Origin of the sequence: Dyella flagellata (assembly GCF_030160275.1) — a bacterium.
GTDB classification, from domain to species: domain Bacteria; phylum Pseudomonadota; class Gammaproteobacteria; order Xanthomonadales; family Rhodanobacteraceae; genus Dyella_B; species Dyella_B flagellata.
In genome coordinates, this window is sequence record NZ_BSOA01000012.1 from 41,406 (window position 1) to 65,809 (window position 24,404).

Sequence of the window (24,404 nt, forward strand, 5' to 3'; positions counted from 1 at the left end):
ATGTGCGAAGCCAAAGCCGCCTTGCATGCGTTGTCTGCGCCACAGCTTGAAATGTGGTTTGCGCAGCAGCTGGATCCACACAATCCGCTTTATGACAGCCGCGGCTACGTCGATATGCCAGTTGCACTGGATGCAGCCCTATTCGAACAAGCGCTCAAGCTGTTTATTGGCGAAACAGAAACCTTGCGCCTGCGCTTCGTGGATACGCACGACGGGCCGCGACAATTTGTCGCCGACGCCTCGTCGTTCTCGCTTGAGGTCATCGATGTATCAGATCAAGCGGATCCCCATGCCGCAGCGCACGCGACCATGGCCGATGAAGGCAGTCGCGTCTACGATCTGCTCGGCGACAAGCTCTTCCACTATGCGCTGCTCAAGCTCGGCCCGCAGCGCTATTGGTGGTACAAGCGCTATCACCACATTGCGATGGATGGCGCCAGCATTCCGCATGCCACGCGTCGTGTGGCGACCATTTACACTGCGCTACTGCGCAACGAGCCGGTACCGTCCGCAACGAGCGCACCGATCAGCCTGCTGCTCGAAAGCGACATCGCTTACCGCGCATCTGCGCGCTATCACAGCGACCGCACCTACTGGCAGGACTATGTGCGCAAGCTCGGCGAAGCCGAAGGCATCAGCGGCCGTCCACCCAGCACCAGCAGCGCTTATCGGCGCCATAGCTCGCGTTTTCCTGCCGAACTCGCCGCACGCTTCCTGGCTGCGGAGCGGACCAACGGTAAATGGCCGCAGTTGCTTACCGCCATGGTGGCGGCCTACATGTTCCGCGTCAGCGATGGACGCATCAGCGTGTTCGACTTTCCGGTCGCCGCTCGCAGCAAGGAAACGCGCGACGTCCCCGGCATGTTGGCCAACGTACTGCCGTTCAACCTGGCGATATCCTCCAGCGAGAGCATTACCGAACTGGCCCGGCGCGCCGGCAGCGAAATCCTGCGCCACCTCAAGCACCAGCATTTCCGTGGCAAGGATATCCAGCAACTGCGCGGTGCCGCGGCCTCGCACACTTTCGGGCCGCGCATCAACATCGTCGGCTTCGATGATGACTGCGCCATCGACGGCACGCCGATCACTTCGCATTCGCTCAATAACGGCCTGACGCATGACCTGGCGGTTACGCTGCAAGGCCGACTCGGCACAGCCGCCTGCGAACTGCACGTAGACGCCAACCGCGAACTCTACGAGAGCGCTGACGTCACCCTGCACGCCCGGCGTCTGCTGCACTTCATCGAGCAGGCGATTGCCGATCCGTCGCGGCCGATTGGCGAGATCGCATTATTGGATGCGGAGGAACGCCGGCAGGTCGTACACGACTGGAACGCCACTCGACATGCTGTTGCCGACGCCACCGTCCACGCGCTGTTCTCGCAGCAAGTCGCGCAGACCCCCGATGCCATCGCCACTGTCTTTGAAGATGAGACGCTCAGCTACGCCGAACTGAACACGCGCTCCAATCGCCTCGCCCATCGGCTCATCAAAGACGGCGCAGGACCGGAAAGCATCGTCGCCATCGCGCTGCCGCGTTCGCTCGAACTGGTGGTTGCGCTGCTGGCCGTACTCAAAGCCGGTGCCGCCTATTTGCCGCTGGATACCGACTATCCCGCCGAACGCATGGCCTTCATGCTCGCCGATGCCAAGCCGCGGCGCCTGATCACTCGCAGCGATATCGAGGTGCCGGCGGGTGACGTGCCGCGCATGGATTTGGATGCAGCCTCAGTGCAGACAGCGCTTGCGAATGCACCTGCGCACAATCCAGTTATAGACCTCGATCCGCGGCACCCGGCCTACGTCATCTATACCTCCGGATCCACCGGCAAGCCCAAGGGCGCACCGAACACTCACGCCGGCCTGGTCAATCGCCTGGCCTGGATGCAGCATGCCTACGCCCTGCAGTCCGATGACGTGGTGCTGCAGAAGACGCCCTTCAGCTTCGATGTATCGGTGTGGGAATTTTTTTGGCCTCTGCTGTACGGCGCACGCCTGGTGCTCGCCAAGCCGGGCGGCCATCGCGATCCGGCCTACCTGGCGCAAATCATCCGCTGGCATGGCGTCACCACCCTGCACTTCGTGCCGTCCATGCTGGAAGCCTTCCTGCAGGAGCCGAGCAGCGTCCATTGTCGCAGCGTGCGCCGCGTGATCTGCAGTGGCGAAGCACTCAGCGGCGCCTTGCGCGACCGCTGGCGCCAGCAACTGAATCGGCCACTGCATAATCTGTATGGCCCGACCGAAGCTGCCATCGACGTCACAGCCTGGACCTGCCGCGACGAGACCGCCGGCCAGTCAGTCCCGATCGGCGCACCGATCTGGAACACGCAAACCTACGTCTTGGACGACAGCTTGCAGCCAACGCCGATCGGCGCGCCAGGCGAGCTGTATCTGGCCGGCGCCGGCCTGGCACGTGGCTACCTGCATCGCGCCGGCCTTACCGCCGGGCGTTTCATCGCCAACCCGTTCACACCGGGCACGCGCATGTATCGCACCGGCGACAGCGTGCGCTGGCGGGCGGATGGCCAACTGGAATACCTGGGCCGTACCGATCATCAGGTGAAGCTGCGCGGCCTGCGCATCGAGCTGGGCGAGATCGAGTCCGTACTGGCACAGGTGGGCATGACGCAGAACGTCGTCGTAGCGCGAGCCGACCACGGTGAAGCCTTGCAACTGGTTGCCTACATGGTGGCGTCAGCAGTGGACGCAGCGCAGCTGCGCGCGCAACTCGCCAAGCGACTGCCCGACTACATGGTGCCGGCCGCTTTCGTCGCGCTGGATGCCATGCCGCTCAATCCCAATGGCAAGCTCGATCGCAAGGCCCTGCCTGCGCCCGACTTCACGCCTGTCACGCAGCGCGAGCCGCGCACACCGGAAGAAACCGTGCTGGCGCAACTGTTTGCCGAAGTGCTGGGCATGGAGCGCGTCGGCATTGACGACAACTTCTTCGAACTCGGCGGGCATTCGCTGCTGGCGACGCGATTGATATCGCGCATCCGTGAACAGATGCGGGCGGAGGTATCGATTCGCGACGTGTTCGAGGCACGCAGCGTTGCCCTGCTAGCCCAGAAGTTGCGGAAGGGCAATAACCAGCTCCCCATTCTTACGGCCATGCCGCGTCCCGCGCGCCTGCCGTTGTCCTATGCGCAGCGGCGATTGTGGTTCATGCACCAATTGGAGGGACCTAGCGCCACCTACAACATTCCCTTGGCTAGTCGCCTCGATGGCCCGCTGGATGTGGCGGCCCTGGGGGCCGCATTGAACGATCTTGTTGGTCGCCACGACAGTCTTCGCACACTGTTCCCGGGCGGCGATACGGCTTACCAGCAGGTGCTTGAACAGGCCGACCTCGAACTTACGGTGCTCGACGTCAATGCAGACACCTTGCAAGCATCGCTCGACGCCGCGGTAGCGCATGCCTTCGACCTCAGCCGCGAACTTCCGTTGCGCGCGAGCTTGTTCCGCGTCGACCGCGACCGTCACGTGTTGCTGCTTTTGCTGCATCACATCGCCGCAGATGGCGCGTCACTGATTCCCCTGGCACGCGATCTTGCCCAAGCCTACGCCGCGCGGCTTCAACAGCGGGCACCGGCTTGGTTGCCGCTGCCCGTGCAATACGCCGACTACACCTTGTGGCAGCAAGCACTGCTCGGTGATCCCGCTGACCCGCAAAGCCTGCACGCGCGCGAACTGGGCTATTGGCGGCAAGCGCTGGCCGATTTACCCGAACAACTGAGCCTGCCGTACGATCGCCCGCGTCCCGCCGCCATGAGCTACCGCGGCCAGCACCTGCTGTTCCATATCGACGCGGAGTTGCATGGCCGCCTGCTGGCCCTGGCGCAGCAGCATGACTGTACGCTATTCATGATGCTGCATGCCGCGCTGGCAGCCTTGCTCACCCGCCTCGGCGCGGGCACCGACATTCCGATCGGCAGCTCCGTGGCGGGACGCGAAGAGCGTGCGCTGGACGATCTGATCGGCTTTTGTCTCAACACCCTGGTGCTGCGCGCAGACACCTCGGGCAATCCGCGCTTCGACACCTTGCTGGCGCGCGTGCGCCAGACCGGCCTGGCCGCCTTCGAACATCAGTATCTGCCGTTCGAGCATCTGGTCGATGCCTTAAGCCCCGAACGCTCGCTGTCGCATCACCCGCTGTATCAAGTGATGCTGGTATTGCAGAAAGCGGCCGGAAAGTCGCTGCAACTGGCCCATCTGCATGCCAGCGAGCAGTTGTTCGAGCTACCCACCGCCAAGTTCGACCTTAGTGTCGAGCTTGCCGAGCACGTGCATGACGATGGCCGCCCGGCCGGCTTGCATGGTTTCGTAGAATACGCCACTGACTTGTTCGATGCGACGACGATAGAGGCGGTCGCGCAGCGCTTCGTGCGCTTGCTGCATGCCGTTGCCGACGATGCCAGCCAACCGATCGGCAGCATCGCATTGATCGATGCAGCGGAGCGGCAACAGCTGCTGCAGGGCTGGAATGCCACGCAGCATGCGGTAGTCGAAACCACACTTCCCGCCCTGTTCGAGGCGCAAGTGACGCGCACGCCGACGGCAATCGCCGCCATCTGCGGCGCGCAACAGCTCGACTTCGACCAGCTCAACCAACAGGCGAACCGGCTTGCGCATCGGTTGATCGAGCAAGGCGCCGGCCCCGAGTGCGTGCTCGCCATTGCGTTACCGCCCTCGCTGGACCTGATTGTTGCGCTGCTGGCTGTACTGAAGAGCGGCGCCGCCTATTTGCCGCTCGATCTGGGCTATCCGCCGGAACGCTTGGCGCTGATGCTTGACGACGCCAAGCCGTTGCAGGTAATCACGCTGCAAACCTTCCGCGCACAATTTCCCGCCGAGGCATCCTGCTGCCTGCTGGACGATGCGCAGCTACGGGAGCATCTTGAGCAAAGCCGCCAAGACAACCCGACCGATGCCGACCGGCGTCAGCCACTAAGCCTGGCGCATCCGGCCTACGTGATCTACACCTCCGGCTCCACCGGCAAGCCCAAGGGCGTGGTGGTGACGCATCGCTCCGTGGCGCACTACTTCGCCTGGAGTCGACACGCCTACTTCCACCCGGACGGCAACGGTTCGGCCACCACCTTGTCGGCCACCTTCGACGGCAGCGCCACCACCCTGTTCGGCCCCCTGCTCGCGGGACAGCCGCTTGCCCTGCTTGAAGTCGGCGGCGATTTCTCGCGCCTGGTCGCCGGCATGCCGTCCGGCAGCTACGACATGCTCAAGCTCACGCCAGCGCATTTGAAGCTGCTCAACGCGCAACTCGAAGCCGACGCGCCGGCGCCCGCCGAAACCTTGCTATTGGGTGGCGAAGCCCTGGTGCCGGCTGATCTCGCATTTTGGCAGCAACGCTACCCGCACGTGCGGCTCATCAACGAATACGGCCCCACCGAAGCTACGGTCGGTTGCTGCACGCATGAAATAGTCGAGGACATGCACGAAGCCAGCAGCGTCGCCATCGGCCGGCCGATCTGGAATACCCGGCTGTACGTGCTCGACGCGCAATTGCAGCCGCAACCGACCGGCGTGGCCGGCGAACTGTATATCGCCGGCAGCGGCCTGGCGCGCGGCTATCTGCATCGCCCAGCCCTCAGCGCCGAACGCTTCGTGGCCGATCCGTTCGTGGACGGCGAACGCATGTATCGCACCGGTGACCTGGCGCGATGGCGTGCCGACGGCCAGCTGGAATACCTAGGCCGCATCGACACCCAGGTGAAGATCCGCGGCTACCGCATCGAACTCGGCGAGATCGAAGCGGCACTCGCGCAACTGGGCATGCCGCAGAACGCCGTCATCGCACGCGAAGACCATGCAGGACAGAAGCAACTGGTCGCCTACTTCGTTGCAGATAGCGTGGATGCCGCAGCGCTGCGCGGGGAAATCGCCAAGCGCTTGCCCGACTACATGATTCCCGTTGCGTTCGTTGCGCTGCCGGCGCTCCCGCTTACCACCAACGGCAAGCTGGACCGCCGAGCGCTGCCTGCACCGGATTTCAGTGCGGGTAGCATGCGCGAACCGCGTAACGCGCAGGAACAATTGCTGTGCGAACTGTTCGCCGAAGTACTGGGTTTGCAGACGGTCGGCATCGACGACAGTTTCTTCCAGCTCGGCGGCGACAGCATCGGTGCGATTCGCCTGGTCAGCCGAGCGCGCAAGCACGGCCTGCTGATCGCGCCACGCGATGTCTTCAAATTTCCGAGCGTGGAAGCGCTGGCAGCCAATGCCAACTTCCAGGTTACGCCACCGGCGTCGGCGCCGGTCAACGATGACGCTACCGGTGAACTGCCGCTGCTGCCGATCATGCGCGCCTTCGTCGAGCACGGCGGCCCGCTGTCGCGGCTGTATCAATCGCAACAACTGAGCGTTCCAGCCGGCACTACCCAACGCATCATGCTGGATGCCTTGCAGGCCCTGCTCGACCGCCACGACGCTTTGCGCATGCGCTTGACCGGCAGACAGGGCGAGATCGTCGCGACGATTCCGCCGCCCGGCACGGTCTCTGCCGCAGCGTGTATCACTCGTATCGACCTGCTGGATGCCGAACTCGCGGAACGGCAGCAACGGCTCGATGAAGCCGCCGAGGCGGCGCTGGCCCGGCTCGATCCGCACGCCGGCCTGCTGGTGCAGGCGATCTGGGGGGACTGCGGCACCGAGCAGCCGAGCTGCCTGGTGTTGCTGATCCACCATCTCGCCGTCGACGGCGTGTCGTGGCGCATCCTGTTGCCCGACCTGCAACTGGCGTGGGAATCGGCCGCGCAGGGGCAAGCCATCGCACTGGATCCACCTGTCACCTCGCTGCGCCGTTGGGCGCAACAGCTACAACGGGATGCGCGCGCACCTCGTCGTCAGCAGGAACTTGAGCGATGGCGCGAGATAGCCGCCACGCCCGATCCACTACTGGGGGCTCGCTCACTCGATGCCGCCCATGACACGGTGCAGACACAGCGGCGACTACGCATGCAGCTGCCGAGCGAGATCACCGCTCGCCTGTTGGGGGACGTGCCGGCAGCCTTTCATACCGGCATCCAGGATGTACTGCTTACGGCGTTTGCCGTGGCGTTGGCGACGTGGCGTAAGCAGCGCGACGCCCAGGCTTCAGCTGTCGTGCGCTTCGACGTCGAAGGCCACGGCCGCGAAGATGTCTTCGATGGCGTGGATCTATCGCGCACGGTCGGCTGGTTCACCAGCCTCTATCCGGTGGCGCTCGATCCGGGCTCCGTCGAGTTCAAGCAAGATGTGAGCGGCGACCATCTCGGCCGTGCACTCAAACGCATCAAGGAACAGCTGCGCGCGATTCCGGACCACGGCCTCGGCTATGGCGTGCTGCGTTATCTGGATGACACCGGTCGCACGGCTTTGCAGACGTATCCGGCCTCGCAGGTCGCCTTCAATTACCTGGGTCGCTTTACCGTCTCCGCGCAAAGTGGCCTGCAAGCACTGGGCGGCGGCGACGCGGCAGAGCGCGCGCTATCGCACGCGATTACGCTCAACGCGGCCGTGCTGGATCATGCCGGCGGACCGGAGCTGGGCGCCGAATGGTCCTACGCCGGGCAGTTGTTCGAACAGGCCGAGATCGAACAACTTGGCCGCCACTGGTTCGCGCTGCTGCAAACGCTCGCACTGCACGCGGCCGGCGGCCTCACGCCCTCCGATCTGCCGCTGGTGCAACTGGACCAGCACGCCATCGAGCAACTGGAACACACGCGTCCGCTGGCCGATGTGCTGCCACTGGCGCCGTTGCAGGAAGGCCTGCTGTTCCATGCGCTGTACGACACCCACGCCCCCGATGCCTATCTCACCCAGATGGTGTTTGCGCTGGAAGGACGATGGCGTCCCGATGGACTGCACGCGGCCGTGCGCAGCCTGCTGGCGCGACACCCGCAGCTATGCGCCGCCTTCGTCCAGCAGGAAGACAGCCAGCAATTCCTGCAACTGATTCCCCAGGCAACGCCCGATTGCTGGCAATTCATCGACCTGAGCGAATTGCCCAAGACGCGACGCGAAGCGGCCTTGCAGCAACATCTGCGACGTGATCGGCAAGATCGTTTCGATCCCGCCGAAATCTCGTTGCGCTTCACCCTGATCCAGCTTTCGCCGCAACGCTACCGGCTGGTTTTCACCTATCACCACGTACTGCTCGACGGCTGGTCGATGCCGATCCTGCTGCCTGAGTTGTTCGCCATTTACCACATGGGCGGCGATCAGGCCCTGCCGTACGTACGCCCCTATCGCGACTACCTTGCCTGGCTGGCGAGACAAGACCGAGATGAGATGCGTGCGCTATGGCGCAACGCGCTGGACGGCATGGAGCAACCCTGCTTGCTTGCGCCGCAGGCGCCCGCCCAGCCGTCGATGCCACTGGTGCATCAGCACGAATTCTCCAACGAGCTGAGCCGCGCCCTGGAAAACCAGGCGCGCCGGCACGGGCTTACGCTAAATACGCTGTTGCAGGGCGCGTGGGCGCTGCTGCTGAGCCAGGCCACCGGCAACGCCGACGTCTGCTTTGGCGTCACTGTGTCCGGACGTCCGCCAGAATTGTCCGGCGTGGAACGTATGGTCGGCCTGTTCATCAATACGGTGCCGCTGCGCCTGCGCATCGATCACCGCGTCGGCCTCGGCGCGCTACTGGCGCAGCTGCAGGACGAACAAGCCACACTGATCCGTGCGCAGCACCTGGGCCTTACCGAAATCCTCGCGGCCAGCGGCCAGCGCGAACTGTTCGATACCTTGCTGGTGTTCGAGAACTATCCGTTCGACCCGGCCGATCGCCGTGTCCTCGACGAGCAGCAAGGGCTGCGCGTTGCCATGGCCGACCATCATGGCGGCGACATGACGCACTATCCGCTGAGCCTGGTGTTCGTACCCGGCGAGCACCTGCAAATGCGCATGGGCTATCTTGCCGAGGTGTTTGTCGCCACGCAGATCCAGGCGATGGCCGAGCGTTACGAACGCATACTCGAAGCGCTGGCGGTCGACCTGTCCCGTCCGGTCGCGCGCATGGATTGGCTGGCCAAGGCCGAGCACGAACAATGGCGCGCCTGGAATGCCACCGCGCATCCGGTACCGGACACCACCCTGCCCGCACTGATCGAGCAGCAAGTGGCGCGCACACCCGATGCCATTGCCGCCGTCTTCGAGCAACAATCGCTGCGTTACGCCGAACTCAACGAGCAGGCCAATCGCCTGGCGCATTCGTTGATCGCCGATGGCGCCGGTCCGGAGCGCGTGGTAGCCGTCGCGCTGCCTCGCTCGCTTGAACTGATCGTCGCCCTGCTTGCCGTGCTGAAGACCGGCGCCGCGTACCTGCCGCTGGATACCGATTATCCGGCCGAACGCCTCGCCTTCATGCTGGAGGATGCGCAACCGGCCAGCGTGATCAGCCGCAGCGATGTGCTGAGCACGCTGCCGCCAGGAACACCGGCACTGCAGCTGGACGATATCGGTGTGCAGGCGCAGCTGGGACAAAGCGCCCTGCACAACCCCAGCGATGCCCAACGACATCAAACGTTGCGCGCACTGCATCCGGCGTACGTGATCTACACTTCCGGCTCCACTGGCAAGCCCAAGGGTGTTCCCAATACCCAACAAGGCATCGTCAATCGCCTGCAGTGGATGCAGCATGCCTACGGACTGCAAGCCGACGACGTGGTGCTGCAGAAAACGCCGGCCAGCTTCGACGTGTCGGTGTGGGAATTCTTCTGGCCGCTGCTGGCAGGCGCGCGACTGGTGCTGGCCAAGCCTGAAGGTCATCGCGATCCGGCCTACTTGGCCAAACTGATCCAGCAGCAAGGCGTCACCACGCTGCACTTCGTGCCGTCGATGCTGGAGGCCTTCCTGCATGAGCCGGCCAGCGCGGCCTGCACCAGCCTGCGTCGAATTCTGTGCAGCGGCGAAGCGCTATCGGGCGAGCTGCGCCGCCGCGCACAAGCAAGCCTGAATCGTCCATTGCACAATCTCTACGGCCCCACCGAGGCGGCGATCGACGTCACCGCGTGGGCCTGCCGCGATGACGAACAAGCCAGCAACGTGCCGATCGGTGCGCCGATCTGGAACACGCAGACTTATGTACTGGATGCCGCACTGCGTCCCCTGCCCAGCGGGGTGACCGGCGAGCTGTATCTGGCCGGAACCGGACTGGCGCGCGGCTATTTGCACCGTCCCGGATTGACCGCCGAACGCTTCGTCGCCAATCCTTTCGATAGCGGCCGGCGCATGTATCGCACCGGCGATCTCGCCCGCTGGCGCGCGGACGGACAGCTTGAATACCTGGGACGCGTCGACACCCAAGTGAAGCTGCGCGGCCAGCGCATCGAGCTGGGTGAAATCGAGCACGCGTTGGCACAGTTGGGTTATGTGCAGAACGCCGTGCTGGCGCGCAACGACCATCATGGCCAGATGCAGCTAGTGGCCTACGTCGCCGCAACGCAGCTGGATACCGCGAAGCTTCGCGAACAACTGGCCGAACGCTTGCCCGACTACATGCTGCCCTCGGTCTTCATGGCCCTGGACAGCCTGCCGCTAAGCCTCAACGGCAAGCTCGACCGCAAGGCCTTGCCCGCGCCCGAGTTCACCTCCGCCAGCAAGCGCGAGCCACGCACACCACAGGAAGCGTTACTGTGCGAACAGTTCGCCGAGGTGCTCGGCCTGCCACGCATTGGCATCGATGATGACTTCTTCGAACTGGGCGGCCATTCCCTGCTGGCGGCACGGCTGGCTGGCCGCCTTCGCGCCAGGCTGAAAATCGAACTGCCGATACGCAGCCTGTTCGAAGCGCGCACGGTCGCGGCGCTGGCAGAACGCCTGGCACCAACCATCGCAGTCCGCCCCACGCTTGGAATCATGCCGCGCCCCGTGCAGCTGCCTCTTTCCTACCCGCAGCGGCGCTTGCTGTTCCTGCATCGGCTGGAAGGCCCCAGCGCCACCTACAACATTCCGGCGGCCGCCTGGCTGCATGGAAAGCTGGATGCCGATGCGCTGCAAGCCGCGCTGGACGATCTGGTGACCCGGCATGAAAGCCTGCGCACGGTCTTCCCAGATCTGGAAAATCCTTCGCAGCACGTGCTGCCCGTAGACAAGGCATACGTGCCGCTGATCCGCCACGACACCAGCGCAGTAATGCTGGATACAAGCCTACGCAACGCCGCCCAGCACGCCTTTGATCTGACGCACGAATTGCCGCTACGCGCAGAGTGGTTCCGCCTCGGCGACGACGAACACGTGCTGTTGCTGTTGCTGCATCACATTGCTGCCGACGGCGCTTCGCTGGCTCCGCTGCTCGATGATCTGGCTAACGCGTATGCAGTGCGCGCCAATGGCCAGTCACCACAGTGGACGGGCGACCAGCTGCAATACGCCGACTACACCTTGTGGCAACATCAGGTGCTGGGCAACGATGCCGATCCGCACAGCCTCGCGCATCAACAGATCGCCTACTGGCGCGAACGACTGGCCGGCATTCCCGAGCAAATCGCGCTACCGCTTGACCGCCCGCGTCCCGCGGTGGCCAGCCAGCGCGGCGACAGTGTCACCCTGCGCATCCCGGCCAAGTTGCATGCTCGCCTCAAGCAGCTCGCCGGCCAGCACCGGGCGAGCCTGCATATGCTGTTGCATGCCGCACTGGCCGCCTTGCTGCATCGGCTCGGCGCCGGCGACGACATCGTGCTAGGCACGCCGGTGGCGGCTCGCAACGATGCCGCTCTCGACGGCATGGTGGGTCTATTCCTCAACACCCTGGTGTTGCGCACCGACCTGTCAGGACGGCCAAGCTTTACCGAACTGCTGGCGCGCGTGCGCGAGAACAACTTGCAGGCCTACGCACAGCAGGACCTCCCGTTCGAGCAGCTGGTGGAAGCACTCAACCCGGCCCGTTCGCTTTCGCACCATCCGCTGTACCAGGTGCTGTTCGCTCTGCATAACACCGATACGCCGCAACTGCGCCTGGCGGGAATCGAGGCGCGCGAATACCCGCTGAGCTTGCCGGTCGCCAAGTTCGATCTCACCCTCGACTTCGTTGAACAGCAAGCGCAGGACGGCGCAGCAGCCGGGATCGACGGGCGTCTCGGTTACGCCACCGACCTGTTCGAGCGAGCCAGCATCGAAACGCTGGGCGAACGCTTGCTGCGACTGCTGGAAGCCGTCGCGGCCGACCCGATGCAATTGCTCGCCCGCATCGACCTGCTCACGCAGGACGAACGCAGCCTGTTGCTCAGCGAGCGCAACGACACCGAATACCCGCTGGAAGGCCCCAACTTGCCGCGGCGATTCGAGCAGCAAGTTGCATCTACGCCGGATGCCATCGCCCTGGTGGTCGAACAGCAGCGCCTGAGCTATGCGCAATTGAACGAGCGCGCCAATCGCTTTGCGCACTTGCTGATCGCCCGTGGCATCGGGCCGGAAGATCGTGTGGCGGTGGCGCTGCCGCGTTCGACCGACATGCTGGTGGCTTTGCTTGGGGTGCTGAAGGCTGGCGCGGCCTATCTGCCGCTGGACCTGGACTATCCGATCGATCGCCTGCACTACATGCTGGACGATGCGCGGCCGGCCGCGTTGATTTCCCTGGCATCGCAAGAAGCGCTGTGGCAAGGACGCAACTTCGGTGCCGCAAAAAGCTGCATCGTCATCGACACGCAAGCCTGGCAGGATGGCCTCGCCATCGCGCCTGCGCACAATCCGGACTACGAAGACCGGCGCCGCCTGCTGCGGCCCCAGCATCCGGCCTACGTGATCTATACCTCCGGTTCTACCGGACGGCCCAAGGGCGTCACGATCGAGCATCGCGCGCTGGAGAACTTCCTGCAGTCGATGGCCAACAAGCCTGGCCTGGCTGCCGGCGACGTATTGCTGGCGTTGACGCCGATCTCGTTCGACATCGCGGCACTTGAGCTGTACTTGCCGCTGCTGCAAGGGGGCTGCGTACAGCTGGTGGCTCGCGACGTTGCGACGGATGCACAACTCCTGCGTGCACGCATTGAAGAAGTGTCACCCAACTTGATTCAGGCCACGCCGGCCACCTGGCAGATGCTGTGTGCTTCCGGCTGGCGTCCGTCGCCGACGTTGCGGATCCTGAGCGGTGGTGAAGCGCTGCCGCCCGATCTGGCCGCCGACTTGCACGCCTCGGCCGCTGAGTTGTGGAACATGTACGGGCCGACCGAAACCACAGTGTGGTCATTGCTTGCCCGCGTGGAGCGTCATGATGCGATCACCATCGGCGCACCGCTGGACAACACGCGCATCTACGTCCTGGACGCCGGCCTGCAACCGGTGCCAACCGGCGTGCCTGGCGAGCTGTATATCGCCGGCGCCGGCCTGGCGCGAGGCTACCTTGGCCGCCCCGCACTCAGCGCGGAGCGTTTCGTTGCCCATCCGTTCGAATACGGCGAGCGCATGTACCGCACCGGTGACCTGGTGCGCTGGCGCAAGGACGGCACGCTCGATTACCTGGGTCGCGTCGACAACCAGGTGAAGCTGCGCGGCTTCCGCATCGAACTGGGCGAAATCGAAGCGGCGCTCGGCGCCATCGGCGTGCCACGCCGTGCGGTGGTGGTGCGTGAGGATCGTGGGCACAAGCAACTAGTGGCGTACGTGGTGGGCGTGGATTTGGATGCCGCCACGCTGCGCACACAACTCGCCCAACGCTTGCCCGATTACATGCTTCCCAACGCCTTCGTGATGCTGGAGGCGTTGCCGCTCACACCCAATGGCAAGCTGGATCGCAAGGCCCTGCCGGCGCCGGACCTGTCCGCACGCGCCATGCGCGAACCGCGCAATGCGCAGGAGGCGCTGCTGTGCACCCTGTTCGCCGATGTGCTGGGCATCGGTTGCGCGGGCATCGATGACAACTTCTTCGAACTGGGCGGCCACTCGCTGCTGGCCACCCAACTGGCCAGTCGCATCCGCGCGAGGCTTGGCGTGGAAGTGGCCATTCGCACCCTGTTCGAATCACCCACGGTAGCCGAACTTTCGCCACGCCTGTCGCACACGACGACACGCCCCACACTTTGCCGGCAACAACGCCCGGACGTGTTGCCGCTCTCGCATGCCCAGCGCCGGCTGTGGTTTATCCATCAGTTCGAAGGGCGCAGCGCCACCTACAACATTCCCATGCCGCTGCGCCTGTCGGGCACGCTGGATCCGGCCAGCCTGCGGCAGGCGTTGCACGACCTGATCGAACGTCACGAAAGCCTGCGCACGGTGTTCGTGCAGATCGATGGAGTACCTGCGCAGAAGATTCTCGACGCCCACGACGTCAGTCTGGCGCTCGAAGTGGAAAGCCTGGACGCCGAACAATTGCCCACCGCCCTGGCCGAAGCGGCCGGCTACGGCTTCGACCTTTCGCACGAGATTCCGCTGCGCGCCCGCCTGTTCCGCCTTGGCGCGCAGGAACACGTGCTGATGCTGGTGCTGCATCACATCGCCGGCGACGGTGGCTCGTTCGCACCGATGGCGCGCGATGTGGCGCAAGCCTATGCGTCACGACTTGAAGGTCGCGCGCCAGAGTGGTTGCCACTGCCGGTGCAATATGCGGACTACACCTTGTGGCAGCACGCCTTGCTTGGTAGCGAAGACGATCCGGCTAGCCTGCTGCGTGCGCAATTTAAGTACTGGAAACAGGCACTCGACGGCCTGCCCGAATGCATCGCCCTGCCCACTGATCGCCCGCGTCCCGCAGTGGCCAGTTACCAGGGCCGCCAGGTGGCGGTGCAAATCGATGCAGCGCTGCACGATCGCCTGCTGAAACTTGCCCGGCAGCACCAGGCCACCCTGTTCATGCTGCTGCATGCCAGCCTGGCCGCCCTGTTCACCCGGCTTGGCGCCGGCAACGACATCGCCATCGGCGGCGGCATCGCCGGGCGCACGGACCAGGCGCTGGACGAGCTGATCGGCTTTTTCGTCAACACGCTGGTGTTGCGCACCGACACTTCCGGCAATCCAAGCTTTACCGACCTGCTGCAACAGGTCCGCGAAACCGCATTGGCCGCCTACGCACACCAGGATGCGCCGTTCGAGCGCCTGGTGGAGTTGCTCAATCCCACCCGCTCCACCGCGCATCATCCGCTGTTCCAGGTCGGCATCGTGCTGCAGAACACCGAGCAGGCGCGACTGGAACTACCTGGCTTGAAACTGTCGGCCGAACCGTCCGACTTCCTTACCGCCAAGCTCGACCTGCTGTTCAACATCATCGACGCCCATGCCGAAGACGGCACACCGCAGGGCTTGAAAGGCTTTATCGAATACGCCACCGACCTGTTCGACGCGGATACGGTGGAAACCTTGTTGCGGCGCTGGGTGGCCATGCTCGATGCCTGCACGACGACGCCCAGCCTGCGCATCGGCGAAATCGATCTGCTCGATGCCGATGAGCGGCGGCAACTGCAGGACTGGAATCTCAGTGCTTGCGACTATGCCCAGGCCACGTTGCCCGAACTGTTCGAGCAGCAGGTCGCCGCCACGCCAACTGCCACGGCAGTACGCTTCGGCGACACCAGTCTCACCTACGCGCAACTCAATGCGCGTGCCAATCGCCTGGCGCATCAGCTGATCGAGCAAGGCATCGGCCCGGAAGACCGCGTTGCGCTGGCCTTGCCGCGTTCGCTGGACATGCCGGTGGCGTTGCTCGGCATCCTCAAGGCCGGCGCCGCCTATGTGCCGCTCGATCCGGCCTATCCGGCGGATCGGCTGGCCTACATGCTCGAGGACGCGCAGCCGGAATTGTTGATCACCGACCAGCCCACGCTGCAGCAACTGCCCGAGCACAATGTGCCGGCCTTGCTGATGGATACGGCGCAGACAGCCCAAGCCATGGCGGCGCAGCCGTCCGCCAATGTGCAGCAAGCGCAACGCCGTCGCCACCTGTACACCGGGCACGCAGCCTACGTGATCTATACCTCTGGCTCCACCGGGCGACCCAAGGGTGTGGTGGTGACCCATACTGGCATCGCCAGCCTAGCAGGTGGCCAGATCGAGCGCTTTGAAGTGCAGCCCGACAGCCGCGTGTTGCAATTTGCCTCGCTCAGCTTTGATGCGGCGTTTTCCGAATGCTGCATGGCGCTGCTGGCCGGCGCCACGCTGGTGCTCGCGCCGAAAGAGCAGTTGCTGCCCGGCGACGCCCTGGTCGAACTGATTACCAAGCAAGGCGTTACGCACGTCACGCTGCCACCCTCTGCGCTCAGCGTGATGTCGCCGGATGCCTTGCCCGGCCTGACTCACCTGGTGGTGGCGGGCGAAGCCTGCGCGCCGCACCTGGTCGAGGCCTGGTCGCACGGGCGCTGCATGATCAACGCCTATGGCCCCACCGAAACCACGGTGTGTGCCTCGATGAGCCAGGCGCTCAGCGGCAAGCAGGTCGCCCCCATCGGCCGGCCGATTCAAAACACGCAAGTGCACGTGCTGGATGATCAGTTGCGCGTGGTACCGGTCGGCGTGCCGGGCGAGTTGTATATCGCCGGCGCCGGCCTGGCCCGCGGCTATCTTGGTCGCGCGGAGCTGACCGCCACGCGGTTTGTCGCGCATCCGTTCGAAGCCGGCGCACGCATGTACCGTTCCGGCGACCTGGCGCGCTGGCGCAAGGATGGCCAACTGGAATACCTCGGCCGCACCGACCACCAGGTCAAGGTCCGCGGCTTCCGCATCGAGACCGGAGAAATCGAAGCGGTGCTGCAACAGCATCCGGCGGTGGCCCAGGCGGCAGTGATGGCGCGTGAGGATGTGCGCGGACACAAGCAATTGGTCGGCTACGTAGTGCTTGACCGCGCCGCCGGCCTGGCACGCGACGAGGATCGCGAGCAACGCCAGGTCGGCGAGTGGAAGGCCATCTACGAAAAGCTGCACGGCGAAGCGCAGGACCAGCGCCCGGTCGACGAAACCGTGTTCGGCGAAGATTTCGGCGGCTGGAACAGCAGCTACGACGGCCAGCCGATTCCGCTGCGCGACATGCAGGCATGGCGTGCCGCCGCGGTGGACCGCATCCTCGCGCTCAAGCCGCGCCGCGTGCTGGAAATCGGTGTGGGCAGCGGCCTGATCCTGGCCAAGGTGGCGCCGCATTGCGACAGCTACTGGGGTGTGGACCTGTCCAGCGCCACCATCGAGCTGCTGCGTGGCAAGCTCAGCGAGCATCCGGAGTTGACCGCGCGAGTGCAATTGCGCGCGCAACCGGCGCACGTAACAGACGGCCTGCCGGCCGAAAGCTTCGACGTGATCGTGCTCAACTCGGTGGTGCAGTACTTCCCCAGCGCCGATTACCTGACCGAAGTGCTGCGCCAGGCCACCACCTTGCTGGCCCCGGGTGGGGCGATTTTCCTGGGCGACGTGCGCAACCTGCACTCGCTACGCTGTTTCGCCAGCACGGTGCAGATCCAGCAGGCCGACATCCATGCCGATCCGCACAGCGTCCAGCGGCGCATCGAGCAGACCATGCTGGCCGAGAAGGAGCTGCTGCTTGCACCCGAATTCTTCGCCCGCCTGCCCTCATTGATCGATGGCATCGCGTCGGTGGATATCCAGGTCAAACGCGCTCGTTACGGAAATGAGCTGAGCCGGCACCGCTACGAAGTGGTGCTGCGCAAGGCGCCGTTGCAGACACTATCGCTCGCGCATATTCCGCAGATCGCGCTGGGCGTCGATTTCGTTACGTTACGCGATTTACGCCGCCACCTGCAGAAGCAACGGCCTGCGCAGCTGCGCGTCACCGGCCTGCCCAATCATTTGCTAGCGCCAGAACTTGAGGCGATGCAGGCATTGCAGACGGGCGCGGCATTGGGCGACCTGCAGCAGCGACTGCGCGACCAGACTGCAGGCGAATTCGACACCGACGAGTTGCGCACCCTGGGCGAAGTGCTGGGCTATCGCGTCGCCATCACCTGGTCGAACCAGGCCGATGGCTGGCTCGACGCCGTGTTCGTCAAGGACGCGCAAGCCTCGGCCGCAATTACCGATCTGTATCTACCGCGAGCCGGGCTGCATCACGCGTCACGTTACGCCAATGACCCCACCAGCTTCGAGCGCTTCAACGACGTACGGCGTTATATCGGCACCCAGCTGCCCGAACACATGTTGCCGACCCTGGTGCTGCTGCCGGAGCTGCCGCTGACCCCGAACGGCAAGCTGGACCGCAAGGCGCTGCCGGCGCCGGAGGCAAGTATCGACGCCCGGCGCACACCGCGCACGGCCCAGGAGCAGGTGCTGGCGGAGCTATACGCCGAAGTGCTCGGCTTGCCGCGCGTCGGCGTCACCGACAGTTTCTTCGACCTGGGCGGCGACAGCATCATTTCGATCCAGCTGGTAAGCCGCGCTCGCAAGGCCGGCCTGCTGATCACCCCGCGCGACGTGTTCCAACACCAGAGTGTTGCCGCCCTCGCCCTGGTTGCTCGCAACTTGGAAGACGATATGGCACAGGCGCCGGATATCGCCCATGGCGAACTGGCGCCGACGCCGATCATGCACTGGCTGTTCGAACGCAAACTGGCATTCGATCGCTTCTGCCAATCGGTGCTGTTGCAGGTGCCAGCGTTGCTGCGCGAAGACGATTTGGTCGCCGCCTTGCAGCTGCTACTCGATCATCACCCCGCCCTGCGTATGCAGCTGTCGGCATCCATTACGCCGGAGCGCGCACGACTGCACATCCCCGAGAGCGGCAGCCTCGACGCACGCACACTCCTGCAGCGAGTGGACATCTCGCAGCTTGACGACGAAAGCCTGCAAACCTGCCTGACCGAACAGGCGATTGCAGCCGAGTGTCGTCTCGCACCACGAGACGGCCGGATGTTGCAGGCGGTGTGGTTCGATGCCGGCGAACGCTCCGGCCGCCTGCTGCTGGTGATCCACCACCTGGCGGTCGACGGCGTGTCCTGGCGCATCCTGCTGCCCGATTTGCAGCAGGCGTGGCAGGCGATTGCCGCCGGCCGTACGCCGGCCCTGCAACCCGTCAGCCACTCCTTGCGCCACTGGTCGGCGCACTTGGCCGACGAGGCGCACTCGGCCAGGCGGCAGGCGGAGTTGCCGGTGTGGACGGCCTTGCTTGACGTACCCGATCCACTGTTGTCAGCACGATCGTTCGATCCGACGCGTGACACCGGCCATAGCGTGCGGCAATTCAGCACGCAGCTAACGATCGAGCTGACCCAGGCCCTGCTGAGCGAAGCACCGGCGCGCTTCCATGGGCAGGTGAATGACATTTTGCTCAGCGCCTTCGCCCTGGCCTTGGCCGATTGGCGTCGCCGCCACACCGGTGCATCGACCTCGCAGGTGCTGCTTGACCTGGAAGGACACGGCCGCGAAACCGGCGATACGGGCATCGACCTTACGCGCACGGTCGGCTGGTTCACCAGCCTGCTCCCGCTGCGACTGGATTTGATCGGTATTGACTTGGATGAAGCGCTACGTGGCGGTACGGCGATGGGGCGCACCATCAAGCAAGTGAAGGAACAATTACGCGCCCTGCCCGACCATGGCCTCGGCTACGGCGAGTTGCGTTACTTGGATGCGGAAGCCGGCAAGCAGCTGGCCGCCTTCGGTGAACGGCAAATCAGCTTCAATTACCTTGGCCGCGTACCTGCTGGCCAAACGCAGGACTGGAGTGTCGCCACCGAACAGACCGGCGTGCATGGCGATCCGGCAATGCCGCCGGCGCATCCGATCGAATTGAATGCCCTGACCCGCGAATCGCGCGACGGCGCCCAATTCGTCGCCACCTGGTCATGGGCGGGAGAGCTGTTCAGCCAAGCGCAGATGGAAGATCTTGCGCAAACCTATACACGCGCCTTGCAGGCGATCGGCAGGCACCTGCAACAGCCACTCGCCGGTGGCCTCACGCCTTCGGACCTGCCACTGGTCCGCCTCGACCAGGGACAGATCGAAGCGCTGGAGGCAGACCAGCCGCTGCGTGATGTGCTGCCATTGTCGCCGCTGCAAAAAGGCCTGCTGTTCCACGCCCTGTACGACACCCAGGGCCCCGATGCCTACGTAGTGCAAGTGGGCTTCGAGCTGCAGGGTCAACTCGATCCCGCAGCGCTGCGCCAGGCTGCACATGCACTGTTGCAGCGGCATCCGCAACTAGGCGCCGCCTTCATGCATCCGCACGGCAGCGAGCCGGTGCAATGCCTGCCGAAGGAGGTGCCGCTGGATTGGCGCTGGCATGATTTGAGTGAGCTGGCTGCCGGCGAACAAGATGAGCAGCTAGCACGGCTGGTAGAGCAGGATCGTCACACCCGCTTCGACCTCGCCTGCCCGCCCTTGATGCGCTTCACGCTATTGCGGCTAGCGGACGATCGCTACCGGCTGCTGCTTACCAACCACCACATCCTGCTCGACGGCTGGTCGTTGCCGGTGCTGACGCAGGAACTGTTCCAGCTGTACAAGGCAGCGCGCGGCGCAACGCAATCGTTGTCGCACCCGACGCCGTACCGGCATTACCTGGACTGGCTGGCGCGGCGTGACCGCAACGCTGCGCGGCAGGCATGGCTGGACGCTTTGCACGGCCTGGAACAGCCGACCTTGCTGGCGCCCACGCAACGCACCGGTACCGGCGCGCAACACAATCATGCATGGCAGTTGTCCGAGGCGCTTACGCGCAGCCTCGGCCAGCAGGCACGCAAACTGGGGCTGACGCTCAACAGCGTGTTGCAAAGCGCCTGGGGTTTGCTGCTGGGCCATCTGTGCGGACGCAACGACGTGGTGTTCGGCGGCACGGTATCCGGCCGGCCGGCCGAACTGCCCGACGTGGCCCGCATGATTGGCCTGTTCATCAACACCTTGCCGATCCGCTTGCATTGGCAGTCGTCGCAGACGCTGGCCGAAGTGCTGTTGCAGGCACAGGCACGGCAGGCGGCGCTGATCGAGCATCAGCATCTGGACCTGGCCGAGATCCAGCGGCTGGCCGAACTCGGACCGCTGTTCGACAGCTTATACGTGTTCGAGAACTATCCGATCGACAGCCACGCGCTGGAAAATGCACTTGGCGAACTGCGCGTCACCGGCTTTCATAGCCATGACGCCACACACTATCCGCTCAGCCTGCTGGTCAACCCGGGCACACAGCTGAGCTTGCGGCTCAATTACGATGCGGAGCAATTCGACGACGCGGCGATCCGGCAGATGGCGTCGCGCCTGCACCGCCTGCTTGAGGTGATGGCGGCCGATCCGCAACAGGCTGTCGGCCGCCTCGACCTGCTTAGTGGCGAAGAACGGCAGGAACTACTGGTATCGCGCAACGCCAGCGCGCACGACGTGGCGTTTGCGCTGCAACCTCTGGAATTCACGCAGCAGGCGGCGGCCACGCCGGAAGCTGATGCAGTCATCGGTGAGCACGGCGTGATGAGCTATGCCGAACTCAACCAGCGCGCCAACCGGCTGGCGCACGTGCTGATCGGGCGCGGCATCGGGCCGGAGCATCGCGTGGCACTGGCCTTGCCACGTTCGGCGCAAATGATCGTGGCGTTGCTGGCAATCCTGAAGAGCGGTGCGGCGTATCTGCCGCTGGATCCGGATTATCCGCGCGACCGTCTCGCCTATATGCTGGAAGATGCGCGTCCGCAGCTATTGATTACCGATAGCCACACGGCGCCGCGACTGCCGGGTGAAACGCCTTCGCTATGGCTCGACGACGAGGCGCAGGTAACCGTGCTGGAGCACGCACCCACGCACGATCCGCGCGATGACGAACGCATCCGTCCGTTGCGGGCCGAGCATCCGGCCTACGTGATCTACACCTCCGGCTCGACCGGACGCCCCAAAGGCGTGGTCGTTTCGCATGCAGGCATCACCAGTCTTACCGGCGCGCAAGTGCAGCGCTTCGGTATCCAGGCGCATAGCCGCGTGCTGCAGTTCGCCTCGCTCAGCTTCGACGCCGCCAGCATGGAAATGCTGATGGCATTCGCAGCCGGCGCAGCCTTGGTTACGCCACGTCCAGGCATCTTGCTTGGCGATGAACTTGCCGGCGCGATCGAGCATTACGGCATCACTCACGCATTGATCCCGCCTAGCGCCTTGGCCAGTGTCGATCCTGCACGCGTGCACAGCCTGCGCAGCTTGATCGTGGGCGGTGAAGCCTGTCCGGCGCACCTGGTGCAGCGCTGGTCGAACGATCAGCGCCGGGTGGTGAACGCCTACGGTCCGACCGAAAGCACCATTTGCGCTGCTATGAGCGGCGGCTTGCATGGCCTTATCACGCCACCGCTGGGTCGGCCGGTCTGGAATACGCGCCTGTATGTCTTGAACGACACACTGCAGCCGGTGCCGGAAGGCTGCATCGGCGAGCTGTATATCGCCGGACTTGGCCTCGCCCGCGGCTATCTCGGTCGCGCAGCGCTGACCGCGGGACGCTTTGTCGCCAACCCGTTCGAGCATGGCCAGCGCATGTATCGCTCCGGCGATCTCGCTCGCTGGCGCGCGGACGGGCAGCTCGATTACTGCGGACGCGCCGATAGCCAGGTGAAGCTACGCGGCTTCCGCATCGAGCTGGGTGAAATCGAAGCGGCGCTGGCACTGCTTGGTTTTGCGGCCAATGCGGTGATCGTGCGCGAGGACCTGCCCGGCCAGCAGCAACTGGTCGCCTACCTGGTGACGAACGACAGCGAGATCGATGCCGGCCCGCTGCGCTGCGAACTTGCCGGCCGCCTGCCCGAGCACATGCTGCCGGCCGCCTTCGTGGCGATCGATCGCCTGCCGCTGACACCCAACGGCAAGCTGGACCGGCGTGCTCTCCCCGCCCCCAGCTTCGCTTCTGCCAGCACGCGCGCACCGCGTACCGCGCAGGAGCAACAACTGTGCGCCTTGTTCGCCGAAGTGCTGGGCGTGGAGAAGGTTGGCATCGACGACAACTTCTTCGCCCTGGGCGGCCATTCCTTGCTGGCGACACGATTGATCAGCTACATGCGCGATCGTCTGCAGGTGGAAGTCGGCATCCGCAGCCTGTTCGAAGCACCTACGGTGGAAGCGTTGGCACGTGTGCTGCCGCGCACTCATGGCACGCGCCTGGCACTGCAACCCATGCATCGCCCTGCCTTGCTGCCATTGTCGTTTGCGCAGCGGCGCCTGTGGTTCCTGCATCAGTTGGAGGGACCCAGCGCCACCTACAACATTCCCCTCGCGCTGCATCTGGAAGGACCGATGCGGGTGGAGGCGTTGCAGGCCGCGCTGGACGACCTGGTGGCGCGCCATGAAAGCCTGCGCACCCTGTTTCCACGCAGCGACTTCCCGCACCAGCTGGTGCTGGCGCGAGCCGCGATCACGCTTGCGCTACAGGATATTGCCGACGGGGAGCTGGATCGCGCCCTTGCCGACGCCGCCAACCATGCCTTCGACCTGAGCGAGGAGATCCCGCTGCGCGCCTGCTTGCTGCGCCTGGCGCCACAACATCATGTGCTGGTATTGGTGCTGCATCACATTGCCGGCGACGGCGCCTCGATGGCGCCGATGGCGCGCGATGTGATCCAGGCCTATGTGGCGCGCAGCACCAGCCAAGCCCCGCGCTTCACCGCACTGCCGGTGCAATACGCGGACTACACCCTGTGGCAGCAGGCCTTGCTTGGCGAAGAAGCCGATCCGGAAAGCCTGGTCGCCCGGCAGCTTGCGTATTGGAAGAACGCCCTCGTCGAGCTGCCCGAGCAGATCGCATTGCCGACCGATCGCCCACGCCCCAGCGTGCAGAGCTATCGTGGCCACAAGCTGGATTTCGAAATCGATGCCGCGTTGCATCGCCGGCTGCTCGCCCTTACCCATGAACATGGCGTCACCTTGTTCATGCTGTTGCAAGCAGCGCTTGCCGCGCTGCTGTCGCGGCTCGGCGGCGGCACCGATATCCCGATCGGCAGCCCGATCGCCGGACGCACCGACTCGGCGCTGGAAAACCTGGTCGGCCTGTTCCTCAACACCCTGGTGTTGCGCACCGACACATCCGGCAATCCCAGCTTCGCCACCTTGCTGGCGCGCGTGCGCGACGTGGACCTGGCCGCGTACGAACACCAGGATCTGCCGTTCGAACGACTGGTGGACGAGATCAATCCCGCGCGCTCGCTGGCCCATCAGCCGTTGTTCCAGGTGACGCTGACCCTGCAGAACACCGCGCATGCCTTGCTGGATGTCCCCGGCATGCGTTGCTCGCTGCATTCGCTGCATTGGGCAGCCGCCAAGTTCGACTTGAGCTTCGAAGTCAGCGAGACGCAACATGGCGACGGCACTCCGGCCGGGCTGCGCGCGCACTTGGTGTATGCGACGGATCTGTTCGACGACACCACGGCCCAGGCCCTGGTGCGCCGCTTCATCGGCATGCTGGAGGCGATGGCGAGCGATATCGCGCAGCCGATCGGCCGAGTCGAACTGCTCACGACCGCAGAACGTACGCAATTGCTGGAAAGCTGGAACGACACGGCACGCGAACCCGCCTCGACCAGCTTGCC

The 24,404-nt window shown here is 64.7% G+C and carries 1 protein-coding gene (only partly in view); it reads left to right on the forward strand.

Features of this window, described 5'->3' with window-relative positions; all coding sequences use genetic code 11:
* On the forward strand, positions 1–24,404 hold the 5' portion of the coding sequence (locus QQJ96_RS06770; RefSeq protein WP_284331210.1) for a non-ribosomal peptide synthase/polyketide synthase. It continues 3,196 nt past the right edge of the window; only the first 24,404 of its 27,600 coding nucleotides appear in the window; the start codon lies at positions 1–3; the stop codon falls past the right edge of the window.